This window comes from Pseudoponticoccus marisrubri, from assembly GCF_001482405.1.
Lineage (GTDB): Bacteria > Pseudomonadota > Alphaproteobacteria > Rhodobacterales > Rhodobacteraceae > Pseudoponticoccus > Pseudoponticoccus marisrubri.
In genome coordinates this window covers 259,554-273,552 of sequence record NZ_LPXO01000003.1, presented here as the reverse complement: position 1 = coordinate 273,552, position 13,999 = coordinate 259,554, and the positions used below count along the sequence as shown (strand labels likewise).

The window sequence follows — 13,999 nt, the reverse complement described above, 5'->3', positions numbered from 1 at the left end:
AACGCCCGGCCGATCCGACCGGGCGTCTCCTCACGCAAACGGGGGTGAGGTTCAGAAGCGCAGCGTGCCGCGCAGGTTGAACGTGTTGGCATCGACATCGACACCGGTGCCGCCCACGTCATCAAAGCTGTGGGTCAGCGCCTCGCCACCGACGCTGAAGCGGTCGGTCACGCGGTACTCGACGCCCACGCCGCCGAACGGGCCGGTGCTGTCACCGATCGAGGTGTCGACGCGCGCCGCGCCGGCGGTGGCATAGACCAGCGTCTCGCCGAAGTCATAACCGCCGCGCAGCTTGAGGCGCTGCACGTTCTCGACATCGACGCCCTGCACGGTCAGGTCGCCGCCATCCTGGAATTCGTACTCGCCGCCGACCACGAAGTCACCGAAGTCGTAGTCATAGCCGACGAAGCCGCCAAAGCTGCGCTCGTCCTCGCGCTGCGCCGGGGCGGTCACTTCGAGATTGCCGAAGCTGAGACCGCCATAGACGCCGGTCCAGTCGCTGGTGGGGGTCACGGTGGCGACCGGGGCCGGCGCGACCGGGGCGGGGTCGGTGGCGGGCATCTCGAGCGTGCCGGCAGTTGCGGCGACACCGGTGGTGCCGAATGCGGCGATCAGGGCGATCATGCTGCGTTTCATTGTTCTGTCCTTTCCTAGGCGTTCCGCGATGTCGTTTGCATCGCGCTGACATCCCCCCAACTATGCAAACCGCCGCCACGTTCCAGAGGCCAAACCCTTTGTCGTCAGTCAGTTAAACGTGATCGCCTCGTGCTCGGCCAAAGCTTGCGCACAGGCCCCCGGGGCTCGGCGCCGGGCCGCCGGTTCCGCCACGGCACCGATCGCGGCCCTTGCGTTGCGCCATGACAACACAGGTCCCGAACGCCTTTAGGTCTGGCCTTTTGCGGCAGAGACGGCTAGTGCGCCGGCAACTCCGCATCGAAGGAAGACCCCAATGGAATTGCGCAATGTCGCGATCATCGCCCATGTTGACCACGGCAAGACGACGCTGGTGGACGAGTTGCTGAAGCAATCCGGCGCCTTTCGCGCCAACCAGGCCGTCGCCGAGCGGGCGATGGACAGCAACGATCTCGAACGCGAACGCGGCATCACGATCCTCGCCAAGGCGACCAGCGTCGAGTGGAAGGGCACCCGCATCAACATCGTCGACACGCCCGGCCACGCCGATTTCGGCGCCGAGGTGGAACGCATCCTGTCCATGGTGGACGGCGTGGTGCTGCTGGTGGATGCCGCAGAGGGCCCGATGCCGCAGACCAAGTTCGTGACCTCCAAGGCGCTGGCGCTGGGGCTGCGGCCGATCGTGGTGCTCAACAAGGTCGACAAGCCCGATGCCGAGCCCGACCGCGCGCTGGACGAGGTGTTCGACCTGTTCTCCAACCTCGATGCCGACGAGGACCAGCTGGATTTCCCGCATCTCTACGCCTCGGGCCGCTCGGGCTGGTGCGATGCCGAGCTGGACGGGCCGCGCAAGAACCTCGACGCGCTCTTCAACCTGATCATCAACCACGTGCCCGAGCCCAAGCAGGTGAAGAAGCGCGACGATGATTTCCGCATGCTGGCCGTCACGCTCGGCGCCGACCCCTTCGTGGGGCGCATGCTGACGGGGCGCGTGGAATCCGGCAAGCTGAAGGTCGGCCAGACCGTGCAGTCGATCAGCCGCATCGGCCAGAAGATCGAGCAGTTCCGCGTGACCAAGATCCAGGCCTTCCGCGGCTTGCAGCAGCAGGACATCGAGGAGGCCGAGGCCGGCGACATCGTCTCGATCGCGGGCATGACCAAGACCACCGTGGCCGACACGGTCTGTGCGCTGGCCGTCGAGGAGCCGCTCGAGGCGCAGCCCATCGACCCGCCGACCATCACCGTCACCTTCGGCATCAATGACAGTCCGCTGGCGGGGCGCGACGGCAAGAAGGTGCAGTCCCGCGTGATCCGTGACCGGCTCTACAAGGAGGCCGAAACCAACGTCGCGATCCGCATCAAGGACACGCCCGGCGGCGAGGCCTTCGAGGTCTCGGGGCGCGGCGAATTGCAGATGGGCGTGCTGATCGAGAACATGCGCCGCGAGGGGTTCGAACTGTCGATCTCGCGCCCGCAGGTCATCATGAAGGAAGAAGACGGCGTCCAGCTGGAGCCGGTCGAGGAAGCCACGATCGACGTGGATGATGAGTATACCGGCGCGGTGATCGAGAAGCTGACCGGCCCGCGCAAGGGCGAGCTGGTCGAGATGCGCCCCGCCGGCAGCGGCAAGACGAGGATCATCGCGCATGTCCCCTCGCGCGGGCTGATCGGCTATCACGGCGAGTTCCTGACCGACACGCGCGGCACCGGCGTGCTCAACCGGGTCTTCCACGGCTGGACCCCGCACAAGGGCGACATCCCTGGCCGGCGGGCGGGCGTGCTGATCTCGATGGAGTCGGGCGAGGCCGTGGCCTACGCGCTGTGGAACCTCGAAGAGCGCGGCAAGATGATGATCGGCGCGCAGGCCCCGGTCTACCAGGGCATGATCATCGGCGAACATTCGCGCGAGAACGATCTCGAGGTGAACCCGCTCAAGGGCAAGAAGCTGACCAATGTGCGCGCCTCGGGATCGGACGAGGCGGTGCGCCTGACCACGCCCATGACGCTCAGCCTTGAAGAGGCGATCGCCTATATCAACGATGACGAGCTGGTCGAGGTCACGCCCGGCGCGATCCGGCTGCGCAAGCGCCATCTCGACCCGCACGAGCGCAAGCGCGCGTCGCGCGGCGGCTGAGCGGGCGATGGGCCGGGGGGGCAGCGCGCGACGCAAATCGACGGGCGGGGCCGCCCCGGCGCTCGCCGCGCTGCTCTGGGCCCTGCCCGGCACCGCGTCCGAGACGCTCTGCCCCGGCATCGACATCCGCGTGACCACGCAGGATGTCGGCCTTGCGGGGCGCACCTGCCGCGCGGCGGGTGCGGCGATCGAGACCTTTGCCGCCTGCGGCCACAGCCTCGACACCGGGCTCAGCATCACCATCCTCGACCGGCTGGACCCGGTCTGCCTTGGCCTGTTCCATTGCGGGACGGACCGGATCGAGGTGCTGTCGCCCGCGGCCATCGCGACCACCCGCCGGCCCGACGGGATCTTTGCCCATGTGCCCGCAGAGCGGATGTTCGACAGCATCGTGCTGCACGAGATGACCCACGCGCTCTATGACGGCACGCCCTGCCCGTTCCGACACTGTGTCGCGACCAGCGAATACCTCGCCTATGCCTTCCAGATCGACGCGCTGTCGCCCGAGGACCGCGCGCCCATCGCCGCGCGCATGGACCTTGCGCAACCGGTCAAGCGCGACGCGATCAACGCGATGCTGCTGATGCTCGCGCCCGACCGTTTCGCGCTGAATGCCTGGGCGCATCTGGAGCAGCGCGCCGACCGCTGCGCCTGGATCGACGGCATTCTTCAGGGCGGAATCGTCTTCGACCACGCTCTGCCCTGAGCGCCGCACCATGCTGCAGGCGCAAAGAAGAAGGCGCGGGGTGGCAGTCCCCGCGCCTTCCGTTTTCTCTCCGAGATCAGGAGGTTAGTGCTTGCAAGGTGCCTTGCGGGCGACGTAGTAGCCCTCGTGCTCCTTGTGGCGGTACTCCTTGTACACGGCCGGGTAGTACACTTTGACCATCTGGCCATGCTTGTGCTCCCACTCGTAGTGGGCCGCCATGACCAGCTTCTTGTGGGTCTTGTACTTCGGCGGCACGTAGACCTTGTCGTAGCACGCGACGACCTGGCTTTCCCAAGCCATGGCCGGAGCGGCCAGCGCCGTGGCAGCGAGGAACACGCCTGCAAGAACCTTTTTCATGATCTTTCTCCCAAGAAATTGAAGGTGTTCAAACTGTAGCCAAGAAGATCCGCAGGGCGCGACAGGAATTCCGGACTTGTTCGGGCAAAAATCGCGGAACCCCCCGTTTTTCCCCGCAAACCGTGGATTCTATGCCGAGACTGCCATAAATTTGCCACGGTCCGGCAATTCTGGCAGGGGGGTAATTTTTCTGATCCGGAAACACTTCCCTGAGACGAAAAATTCATCGCCCCGCGGGAAACGGATGTGCCAATCTGACACGAATCACCGACCCCCTCAAAGCGCGCAAATCGGCACTGGCGATAGCTTGCCCAGCCCGTGGAAAAGGCGGGCAAAAAGACGCCTATCGGATCAGAAGAGCGGGCGGACCTCGGCCCCGATCGCGACCTCTCCGGGGCGTTCGACACCCGCGCACCAGCCGCCATGCCCGCGCAGCGCCGTGTAGCCGCCGGGGCCCAGCACGTCTTCCATGCGCGAACAGGGCGCGCAGGGCCCGGTGATGTGCAGGATGACGCCGCCGATCTGCACCCGCGTGTCGCGCAGCGCCGAAAGGTTCAGCCCCGCCACGACGATGTTGCGGCGCAGCATTTCCGGCGTCACGATCTCGCGCCCGCAGAGCGACGCGACCACCGGCAGGTGCTCGGCCTGGATCAGCGTGACGGCGCGCTTGCCCGGCCGCCCGTGATCGCCCTGCAGCCCGTCCTCGTCCACCACGGCGCTCTCGACCGCGACCGGCGGCTGCTTGCGCGCCGGCCGCAGCCCGATCCATGTCACGCGCCCCGGGCCGGCAAAGCTCTGCCGCAGCTCGGCCAGGCTGCGCATCACTCGTCGATTTCGACCACCATGAGCTCGCGCTCGGATGCGCCGCGGGCATGGTTCAACGCCGCCTGGTAAGCGTCGGAATTGTAACACTCCACCGCGGCCTCGACCGAGGGGAAGCGCGCCACGACATTGCGCGGCCGCTCCTTGCCCTCGAGCTGCACGAAGCGGCCGCCCCGTGCGATGAAATGGCCGCCATGCGCGGCGATGGCCGGTCCGGCCAGCTCGGCATATTTCCCGTAGGCCTCGGCGTCGGTGACGCTCACATGTGCAATCCAGAGTGCCGGCATCTTATCCTCCCATCACGGCTTCCGCCGCCTTGATCGCGGCCTCGGCATTGCTGGCATCCTTGCCGCCGCCCTGGGCCATGTCGGGCCGGCCGCCGCCGCCCTTGCCGCCCAGCTCGGCCACGGCGGCCTTGACCAAGTCCACGGCAGACACGGTGCCGACCACATCCTCGGTCACGCCGGCCGCCACGGCCGCCTTGCCGCCGGTATCGGCGATCAGCAGCACCGCGCCCGAGCCCAGCCGCGCCTTGTGTTCGTCGATCAGCGGCGGCAGATCCTTGCCCGTCACGCCCGAGAGCACCTGCGCCAGGAAACGCACGCCGCCGATCTCGCGTGTCTCGCCGCCCGCGACCTGCCCGCCGCCACCGGCCATGGCCAGTTCGCGCCGCAGGCTGGAGATCTCGCTCTCCATCTTGCGCCGCTCGTCCAGAAGCGCGGCCACGCGGTCCACCGCGCCATCGCCGCCGGCCTTGAGCAGCGCCTCGATCCGGCCAAGCGCGGCATCCCGACTGCGCAACAGATCCAGCGCCGCCTGCCCGGTCACCGCCTCGATCCGACGAACGCCGGCGCTGGAGGCGGTCTCGGAGGTCAGCGCGAAGGTGCCGATATCGCCGGTCTGCGCCACATGGGTCCCACCACACAGCTCGATTGACCAGGTCTGGCCATCGGCGCCCTTGCCCGACCCGTGCTGTACGCCCATCGAGACGACGCGCACCTCTTCACCGTATTTCTCGCCGAACAACGCCTGCGCGCCGATCGCACGGGCATCATCCGGCGTCATGATCCGGGTCGTCACCGCGCTGTTCTGGCGGATGAAGGCGTTGACCTCCTGTTCGACCTTTGCAATCTCTTCGGCGCTCAAGGCCTTGGAATGGCTGAAATCGAAGCGCAGACGGTCCGGCGCGTTGAGCGAGCCGCGCTGCGCCACGTGATCGCCAAGCGCCTGGCGCAGCGCCTCGTGCAGCAGGTGCGTGGCCGAGTGGTTGGCCCGGATCGCGCCGCGCCGCGCGTGATCGACCTCGAGCCCCAGCGCGTCGCCCACCGACAGATTGCCGCGATCGACGGTCACATGATGCGCCGTGACGCGCCCGCCACCCATCTTCTGGGTGTCGCGGACCGTCGCGCCCTCATCCTCGTTCTCCAACCGGCGCAGCCAGCCGGTGTCGCCCACCTGGCCGCCCGCCTCGGCATAAAACGGCGTCTGGTTGAGCACGACCCAGCCGGTCTCGCCAGACGACAGCGCATCAACCTGCGCCCCGTCGCGCACCAGCGCCAGGATCTGCCCCTCGGCCGTCTCGGTGTCGTAGCCCAGGAAATCCGTCGCGCCATGCGCCTCGGCGATGTCGAACCAGACCGCGCCATCCGCCGCCTCGCCCGAGCCGGACCAGGCCGCGCGGGCACGCGCCTTCTGCTCGGCCATGGCCGCGTCGAACCCTTCGACATCGACGCCGCGCCCCTTCTCGCGCAGCGCATCCTGCGTCAGGTCCAGCGGGAAGCCGTAGGTGTCATAGAGCTTGAACGCCGTCTGGCCCGGCAGCGCCGCGCCCTCGGGCAGGCCGCCCAGCTCGTCATCAAGCAGCCGCAGCCCCCGCTCCAGCGTCTGCTTGAACCGGGTCTCCTCGCTCTGCAGCGTCTCCTCGATCAGCGCCTGCGCGCGGTTCAACTCGGGATAGGCCGTGCCCATCTGGCGCACGAGGCTGGGCACCAGCCGGTGCATCAGCGGATCGGCCGCGCCCAGCAGATGTGCGTGGCGCATGGCCCGCCGCATGATCCGGCGCAGCACGTAGCCGCGCCCGTCATTCGAGGGCATCACGCCGTCGGCGATCAGGAAAGAGGTCGAGCGCAGGTGGTCGGCGATCACCCGGTGATGCATCTTGCCCGGCCCGTCGGGATCCACGCTGGTCGCATTGGCCGAGGCCTCGATCAGGCTGCGCATCAGGTCGGTGTCGTAATTGTCGTGCTTGCCCTGCAGCAGCGCGCCGATCCGCTCCAGCCCCATGCCTGTGTCGATGCTCTGCATGTCGAGCGCCTTCATCGAGCCGTCCTCGAACTGCTCGTTCTGCATGAAGACCACGTTCCAGATCTCGATGAACCGGTCGCCATCCTCCTCGGGGCTGCCCGGTGGGCCACCCCAGACCTCGGGGCCGTGATCGTAGAAGATTTCGGTGCAGGGGCCGCAGGGGCCGGTCGGGCCCATCTGCCAGAAATTGTCGCTGGTCGCGATGCGGATGATCCGGTCCTCGGGGACGCCCACCTTCTTCCAGATCTCGAAGGCCTCGTCATCGGTGTGATAGACCGTGGTGTAGAGCCGCTTGGGGTCGATGCCGAATTCGCGGGTCACAAGTTCCCAGGCAAAGGGAATCGCGTCCGACTTGAAATAATCGCCGAAGCTGAAATTCCCCAGCATTTCAAAGAAGGTATGGTGCCGCGCGGTATAGCCCACATTGTCGAGGTCATTGTGCTTGCCGCCAGCGCGCACGCATTTCTGCGCGGTGGTGGCGCGCACGTAGTCGCGGCGCTCGACCCCGGTGAACAGGTTCTTGAACTGCACCATACCCGAGTTGACGAACATCAGCGTCGGGTCGTTGCGCGGGACGAGCGGGCTCGAGGACACGATCTCGTGCCCCTGTCTTTCGAAATAGTTCAGGAAGGTCGACCGGATGTCGTTCAGGCTTGCCATGTGTCGGGCCTCTTTGCGGGCTGAGCGTCGGCGTCGAGATGTATCTGCGCCCGCACCGGGTGTCCATAAGCTGCGCCGGCCCGTCCGGGCCGCGCGGCACGCCCGACACGAAAAAGGCGCCCCCGGCCGGGAGCGCCCTGTCCTGAGACCGCCGGTGTGGACGGCTCAGTCGTCCTCGACCACGTCCGGGTCATCCTCGGCCATGTGGAAATCGAGCCCGTGGGCGGCGCGGATCTTGTCCTCGATCTCCAGCGCGACGCGGCTGTTCTCGCGCAGGTAGGTCTTGGCGTTCTCGCGCCCCTGCCCGATCCGCTCGTCGCCATAGCTGAACCAGGACCCGGCCTTGTCCACGACGCCGGCCTTCACGCCCAGGTCCAGCAGCTCGCCCATCTTCGAGATGCCCTCGCCATACATGATGTCGAACTCGACCTGCTTGAACGGCGGCGCCACCTTGTTCTTGACCACCTTCACGCGGGTCGCGTTGCCCACCACCTCGTCGCGGTCCTTGATCGCGCCGATGCGGCGGATGTCGAGCCGCACGGAGGAGTAGAATTTCAGCGCGTTGCCGCCCGTCGTCGTCTCGGGCGAGCCGAACATGACGCCGATCTTCATGCGGATCTGGTTGATGAAGATCACCATGCAGTTGCTGCGGCTGATCGAACCGGTCAGCTTGCGCATGGCCTGGCTCATCAGGCGGGCCTGCACGCCGACACTCGAATCGCCCATGTCGCCCTCGAGCTCGCTTTTCGGCGTCAGCGCCGCGACCGAGTCGACCACGACGAGGTTCACCGCGCCCGAGCGCACCAGCGTGTCGGTGATCTCGAGCGCCTGTTCCCCGGTATCGGGCTGGCTGATCAGCAGCTCGTCCAGGTCCACGCCCAGCTTCTTGGCGTATTGCGGGTCAAGCGCATGTTCGGCATCGACAAAGGCGCAGACGCCGCCCTTCTTCTGCTCCTCGGCCACCACGTGCAGGGTCAGCGTCGTCTTGCCCGAGCTCTCCGGCCCGTAGATCTCGATGATCCGGCCCTTGGGCAGGCCGCCGATCCCCAGCGCGATGTCCAGACCCAGCGAGCCGGTCGAGGTCGCCTCGACATCCTTGAACGCGTTCTCGCCGCCGAGCTTCATGATCGAGCCCTTGCCGAACTGGCGTTCGATCTGCGCCAGCGCGCTGTCCAGCGCCTTCTGCTTGTTGTCGTCGCGCTTGTTGCTCATCGTCAGGAGATCTGCCGTTGCCATCGTTTCGGTCCTTATTCCACACGGCCGGAGCCGCGGCAATCGCTGCTTTTGTTCGCCTCTTGTTCTCCTCAGGTATGGGATCAAACCGCGAACATTTCAAGTCAAATCTTTCCTTTCCCAGCTTGGCGCAGGATGGTTAAAGGAAGGTTGAGACGGGCCTCAAGGGGATGAAATGCTGGTATTCTGGAAGCAGAGGCTGGTCATGCTGGCCGTGCCGAAGACCGGCACATCGGCCTATGCGCGGGCGCTGGCCCCGGCCGCCTCGATGGTCGTCTCGGACCCGCCCGAGCTCAAGCACGCGCCCGTCTACCGCTACAACCGATTCTTCCGCCCGATGTTCGAGAAGGTCGGCGGCGAGATGGAGCTTCTGGCCGTGATCCGCGAACCGATCAGTTGGTTGGGCTCGTGGTATCGCTATCGCCAGCGCGGTTTTCTCGAAGGCAAGCCGGTCTCGACCCGCGGCATGGATTTCGACGCGTTCTGCCTGGACTATGCGCGCGGCGAACGTCCGCCCCATGCCAATGTCGGCAGCCAGGCGAAATTCGTCGAGCCGCGGCCCAACGGCGTCGCCGTCACCCACCTGTTCAAATACGAGAACCAGGCCGCCCTGATCGGGTTTCTCGAGGACCGGCTGGGGCTGACACTGGATCTGCCGCGCGAGAATGTCTCGCCAGGGCGTGACCTGCAACTGTCGCCCGAGACCGAGGCCAAGCTGCGCCGCAAATGCGCCGCGGATTTCGAGGTCTGGGCGCGCGCGCAATAGGCGCCGCCCTACGCGAAGACCGGCCAGCAAGGGCCGAGTGCGTCAGGACAATTGCCGGTTCACGGTCTCGGTCAGGTCGGACAGCGAGAAGGGCTTGGGCAGGAAGACCGAGTTCGGGATCGTCTCGGACCCCTCGCCGAACGCGTCCTCGGCATAGCCCGAGACGAAGACCACCCGCGTATCGGGCCGCTTCTCGCGCGCCTTGCGCACCCAGGTCGGCCCGTCCATGCCGGGCATGACCACGTCGGTGACGAAGACATCGACAGACAGCTTGTCATCCTCCAGCGTGTCCAGCGCGTCCTCGGCCGTCTCGGCCTCGATCACCGTGTAGCCGCGCAGACGCAGGGCGCGGGCGGCAAAGGCGCGCACCGGCGCCTCGTCCTCGACCAGCAGCACCACGCCGGAGCCGCTGGGCGGCAGGTGCTCTTCGGCGGGCGGAGGGTCCTCGGGCGCGGCCAGTTCTGCCGCGGCTTCATGCGCGGGGAAGAGCAGCGTGAAACAGGTGCCCTGCCCGACCACGCTGTCGACGAAGATGAAGCCGCCGGTCTGCTTGACGATGCCGTAGACGGTGGACAGCCCCAGCCCCGTACCCTCGCCCGTGCGCTTGGTGGTGAAGAAGGGTTCGAACACTTTCTGCAGCTTGTCCGAGGGGATGCCCACGCCCTCGTCGCTGACCCGCACCGCCACATAGGTGCCCGGCGTGACGACGGCGCGGTCGCGCTTCATCGCCTCGCGCAGGACGCGGCGCTCGGTCTCGACCACGATCTCGCCGCCCTCGGGCATGGCGTCGCGCGCATTGACCACGAGGTTCATCATCACCTGCTCCAGCTGCCGGCGATCGCCGCGGACCGGTGGCAGGACCGGGTCATGGCGCAGCGTCAGCCGCACCTTCTCGCCCACGAGCCGGTTCAGCAGGTGGGTCAGGTCCGAGAGCGTATCGCGCAGGTCCATCACCTCGGGCTGCATGGTCTGCTTGCGCGAGAAAGCCAGCAGCTGCCCGACCAGCGCGGCGGCACGGTTCGCGTTCTGATTGATCTGCACGAGATCCCCGTAGTCCGGGTCGCCCTGGTCGTGGCGCAGCAGCAGCAGGTCGCAATGGCCCGAGATCGCAGTCAGCAGGTTGTTGAAATCATGCGCGACACCGCCGGCCAGCTGTCCGATCGCCTGCATCTTCTGGCTTTGCACGAACTGCGCCTCGAGCGTCTTGAGCTCGGTCGCGTCGTTCAGCACGGCGACGAGCGCGGTCGTGCCATCCTCGACAATGCGGGTCAGCGTGACCTGGACGAAGACCTCTTGGTCGGCGCGGGTCAGGCGCAGGAATTCCGACCGGTGCGGGCCGCGCCCGCTGGCGGCCTCCTGCAACCAGTCCGAGAGCGCGCGCCCCAGCCCCTCCATGTACTCGGCCAGGTTGCCGCCGGCGCCGCGGTCCAACGCCAGCATGCGCCGCGCCTCGGGGTTGGCGCGCAGGATCGTGCCGTCGGGCGCGACCTTGAGCAAGGGCACCGGCAGCTCGTCGAAACTGCCCACCGACAGCTTGCCGCCGGTCTCGTCGGCGATCGGCGACAGGGTGACCTCGACCCGCCCGGCGCCGGAATTGGCGGTCTGGACCAGCACGCGCCGCGTGCCTTGCGCCGTGTTCATCAGGTGCACCCCGCCCGAACGCAGCGGCGGGTCGGCGATGACATCCTCCAGCCGCTTGGCGCGCTGGCCCACCAACTCGCGCGCGGCGGCGTTCATAAATAGAACCGCACCATGCCGCCCCAGCGAGATGATCGGCACGTCGCCCCGGGGCCGCGCACCGGGGCGCTGGGTCTCGGGCTCGAGCCGCCAGAAGACCAGCCCCGGCGAAAAGGCGCGCACGAAGACGCGGAAGCCTTCGGCATGGCTGGTGATGTCCTCCAGCGCCGAACCTTGCAGCTGCGCCTTGGTGTAAAGCCGGTAGAGCACGCCCTCGGAGCTGGCAAAGACGTCGCGCAGTACGTCGGCCAGCGTGGCGTTGGGCGCGGGCGAGAAGCGGGCCCGGGCGGCGCAATTGACGTAATGCAGCACGCCGTCGGCATCGCTGAGAAAGCACAGCGCCGGGTCATCCTCGACGAGATCGCCCAGCAACGCCGTGCGGCGCGCGATGCGCCCGCGGCTCACCATCTCATAAAGCGCCCAGCCCACGGCCATGGTGCCGAAGGCCCCGGTTGCGGCCAGCAGGCCGACGCGCATGGAATGCCCCTCAACCACCAGCGAGGCGATCAGCGTGACCACGGCAAGCACCAGCAGGAGCGAGGCCCCGCTCATCTGGGACAGCCGCGGCCATCGTCTGGGGTCACCATGCGCTGAAGAAACCAAATCGAACCCCGTGTGCTAGCGAGTCGCCAGGCCGTATTTCACCGGTTTCCCCTTAATTGCAGGTTAACCCATGCCAATATCACCTTCAGGTTGCATCCTACCGCCTAGTCCGCACGTTTCAAGACAGTGATGAAGAACCCGTCGCCGCCGTCGGAGGGCAGGAACTGGCGTTGGTCCTCGACATGCCACCCCGCGCGGCGGCTGCGGAAGCCGTCGATCTGCTGCGCGTTCTCCTGGGACAGGACGGAACAGGTGGCATAGGCCAGCCGGCCGCCGGGCCCCACGAGGGCGGCGCAGGTGTCGAGGATCTCGGCCTGCACTCGCAGCAGCCCGGCCAGCCCGTCGGGGTCCAGCCGCCACTTGCCCTCGGGCGCGCGCCGCCAGGCGCCGCTGCCGGAACAGGGCACGTCGCAGAGCACCAGGTCGTAGGGCGGCTCGGGCCGTGCCACCGGGCTCAGCCGAGCCCCGGCGCGTGCCGCGCGCGCCGGCAGGTCGGACATGCGGGCGGGATCGGCGTCATGCACCGCGACCGGCCCGCCCCCCATGCGCGCGGCCATGGCCAGCGCCTTGCCCCCGCCGCCGGCGCAGTAATCGAGCACGCGCAGCCCCGGGCGCAGCGGCAAGAGATCGGTGACGGCCTGGCTGGCCACGTCCTGCAACTCCACCAGCCCCTCGGCAAAGGCCGTGCTGCGGGCCACGGCCCGGGCGCCCTTGGTGACGCGCAGGGCCGTGGGGGAGAGCGGGTGCGGCTCGGTCGTGATCCCCTCCTCCTTCAGCCGCGCGCGGGCGCTGGCAGGATCGGAGCGAAGCAGGTTGACCCTGAGAAAGACATCGGCGCGGTGGCGCAGCGCCAGCGCGGTCTCTTCGGCGGCAGAGCCAAGGCTGTCGCGGAAACGGTCGGCCAGCCAGTCGGGCAGATCCCAGCCCTCGGCGCCGGTCGGCGCGCTGCCGGCAGCGCGTTCCTCGCGCGTCAACGGCGCCGGGGCGTGCGACGCGCCGGTGAAGAGCCCGTCGGGATCGACCCCCTGCCCGCGCAGCAGGCCCAGCAGCCGGGCGCGCCCGCCCTCGCCGCCCCCCAGGGCGGCGGAGCTGCGCCAGCGTCGCACCACGTCGAACACGTGGTCGCGCACCGCGGCGCGGTCCTTGGAGCCGGCATAGCGCGCCCCGCGCGCCCAGTTGGTCAGCGCCTTCTCGGCCGGCTGGCCCGCGCGGATGGTCTCGACGATCTCGATGGCGGCCTGCACGCGGGCGGCGGGGGTCATGGGCGGGCGGTCTCCTGCTGTGGCCGCCCCCTCATGTCATGCCTCGCCATCATGCCGCAACAGCGCACGATAGCGGTTCTGCGCACCTTCGAGATGGGTGCGCATGGCGGCGCGGGCCTCTTCCGGTTGCCGGTCGATGATCGCCTCGACGATGCGGCGGTGTTCCTCGTCGATGAGCTGGATATAGCTGTCCGAGACGCGCGCCCGCGACGGCGCGCGCAGCGCCGCGCGCGGGATCGCCCCGGCGCCCAGCATCGTCAGGAACTGGCGGAAGCGCGGATTGTTGGTGGCATCGGCAATGGCCAGGTGCATGTCCAGATCGGCCTCGGCCGTGGACTGGCCGTCCCGCGCCCGGGTGGTGATGTCGCGCGCGCATTCCGAGATCCGCTCGGCCTGGGCCGGCGAGCGGCGCACCGCGGCCAGCGCCGCGCATTCCGTCTCGACCGCGGCGCGCAGCTCCAGCATCTCGATGACCGATGAGATCTTGTCGTAATCCACATCCGTGAAGGGCAGCCCTGCCGCGTCGGGTTCGGGCGCGGTCACGAAGACGCCCGAGCCCTGCCGCGGCTCCACCAGCCCGTCCGAGCGCAGCGCCGCGATGGCCTCGCGCACCACGGTGCGGCTGACTCCGTATTCCTCGCAGAGCCGCACCTCGGAGGGCAATCGCGCCCCCACGGGGAATTCTCCGTCGGTGATGCGTTTGCGCAGGGCCGCACTGGTGGTGTTCACCAGCGTGCCGCTCTTCACCTTTGTCGGCTCCACCACGGATCTCCTTCTTCTTG

The 13,999-nt window shown here is 67.9% G+C and carries 12 protein-coding genes; 3 read left to right on the top strand and 9 right to left on the bottom strand.

Going from position 1 to position 13,999, the window contains the following annotated elements:
* Positions 1 to 51 precede the first annotated feature (51 nt).
* Positions 52 to 636: an outer membrane protein gene (locus AVJ23_RS07310; RefSeq protein WP_058861505.1), complete on the bottom strand. Its 585-nt coding sequence runs from the start codon at positions 634 to 636 to the stop codon at positions 52 to 54.
* Between the two features lie 313 nt (positions 637 to 949).
* Between AVJ23_RS07310 and typA the strand changes: the two genes are divergently transcribed.
* Both typA and AVJ23_RS07300 read left to right on the top strand, forming a co-directional pair.
* Positions 950 to 2,767 (top strand): translational GTPase TypA, encoded by a 1,818-nt coding sequence (gene typA / locus AVJ23_RS07305; protein ID WP_058861504.1) that lies wholly within the window; start codon positions 950 to 952, stop codon positions 2,765 to 2,767.
* Between the two features lie 7 nt (positions 2,768 to 2,774).
* Positions 2,775 to 3,473, top strand: a complete 699-nt coding sequence (locus AVJ23_RS07300) for a DUF6639 family protein (protein ID WP_058861503.1) — start codon at positions 2,775 to 2,777, stop codon at positions 3,471 to 3,473.
* An 84-nt stretch (positions 3,474 to 3,557) separates the two neighbouring features.
* On the opposite strand, the gene AVJ23_RS07295 is transcribed toward AVJ23_RS07300, so the two are convergent.
* The 5 genes from AVJ23_RS07295 to recA all read right to left on the bottom strand — a co-directional run bounded on the left by AVJ23_RS07295 (position 3,558) and on the right by recA (position 8,852).
* Positions 3,558 to 3,830, bottom strand: a complete 273-nt coding sequence (locus tag AVJ23_RS07295; RefSeq protein WP_058861502.1) for a hypothetical protein — start codon at positions 3,828 to 3,830, stop codon at positions 3,558 to 3,560.
* A 351-nt stretch (positions 3,831 to 4,181) separates the two neighbouring features.
* Complete coding sequence (locus AVJ23_RS07290; RefSeq protein WP_058861501.1) at positions 4,182 to 4,652, bottom strand: MOSC domain-containing protein; 471 nt, start codon at positions 4,650 to 4,652, stop codon at positions 4,182 to 4,184.
* Positions 4,652 to 4,939, bottom strand: coding sequence for a DUF1330 domain-containing protein (locus tag AVJ23_RS07285; protein WP_058861500.1), 288 nt, complete (start codon positions 4,937 to 4,939; stop codon positions 4,652 to 4,654). The genes AVJ23_RS07290 and AVJ23_RS07285 overlap by 1 nt, the downstream gene beginning before the upstream one ends.
* A 1-nt stretch (position 4,940) precedes the next feature.
* Positions 4,941 to 7,616, bottom strand: a complete 2,676-nt coding sequence (alaS, locus tag AVJ23_RS07280; protein ID WP_058861499.1) for an alanine--tRNA ligase — start codon at positions 7,614 to 7,616, stop codon at positions 4,941 to 4,943.
* 165 nt (positions 7,617 to 7,781) lie between these two features.
* On the bottom strand, positions 7,782 to 8,852 hold the full coding sequence (gene recA, locus AVJ23_RS07275; protein WP_058861498.1) for a recombinase RecA: 1,071 nt from the start codon (positions 8,850 to 8,852) through the stop codon (positions 7,782 to 7,784).
* A 172-nt stretch (positions 8,853 to 9,024) separates the two neighbouring features.
* Here recA and AVJ23_RS07270 point away from each other — a divergent pair, with 172 nt between their 5' ends.
* A complete protein-coding gene (locus AVJ23_RS07270; RefSeq protein ID WP_058861497.1) occupies positions 9,025 to 9,615 on the top strand; it encodes a hypothetical protein in 591 nt (196 codons plus the stop codon).
* Between the two features lie 42 nt (positions 9,616 to 9,657).
* On the opposite strand, the gene AVJ23_RS07265 is transcribed toward AVJ23_RS07270, so the two are convergent.
* The 3 genes from AVJ23_RS07265 to AVJ23_RS07255 all read right to left on the bottom strand — a co-directional run bounded on the left by AVJ23_RS07265 (position 9,658) and on the right by AVJ23_RS07255 (position 13,979).
* Positions 9,658 to 11,904, bottom strand: a complete 2,247-nt coding sequence (locus tag AVJ23_RS07265; RefSeq protein ID WP_058861496.1) for an ATP-binding response regulator — start codon at positions 11,902 to 11,904, stop codon at positions 9,658 to 9,660.
* Positions 11,905 to 12,059: 155 nt separating this feature from the next.
* The gene (locus AVJ23_RS07260) at positions 12,060 to 13,217 is read right to left on the bottom strand and encodes an RsmB/NOP family class I SAM-dependent RNA methyltransferase (protein ID WP_058861495.1); all 1,158 of its coding nucleotides are present in this window, start codon (positions 13,215 to 13,217) and stop codon (positions 12,060 to 12,062) included.
* Positions 13,218 to 13,253: 36 nt separating this feature from the next.
* Positions 13,254 to 13,979, bottom strand: coding sequence for a FadR/GntR family transcriptional regulator (locus AVJ23_RS07255; RefSeq protein WP_205626840.1), 726 nt, complete (start codon positions 13,977 to 13,979; stop codon positions 13,254 to 13,256).
* Between the last annotated feature and the right edge of the window lie 20 nt (positions 13,980 to 13,999).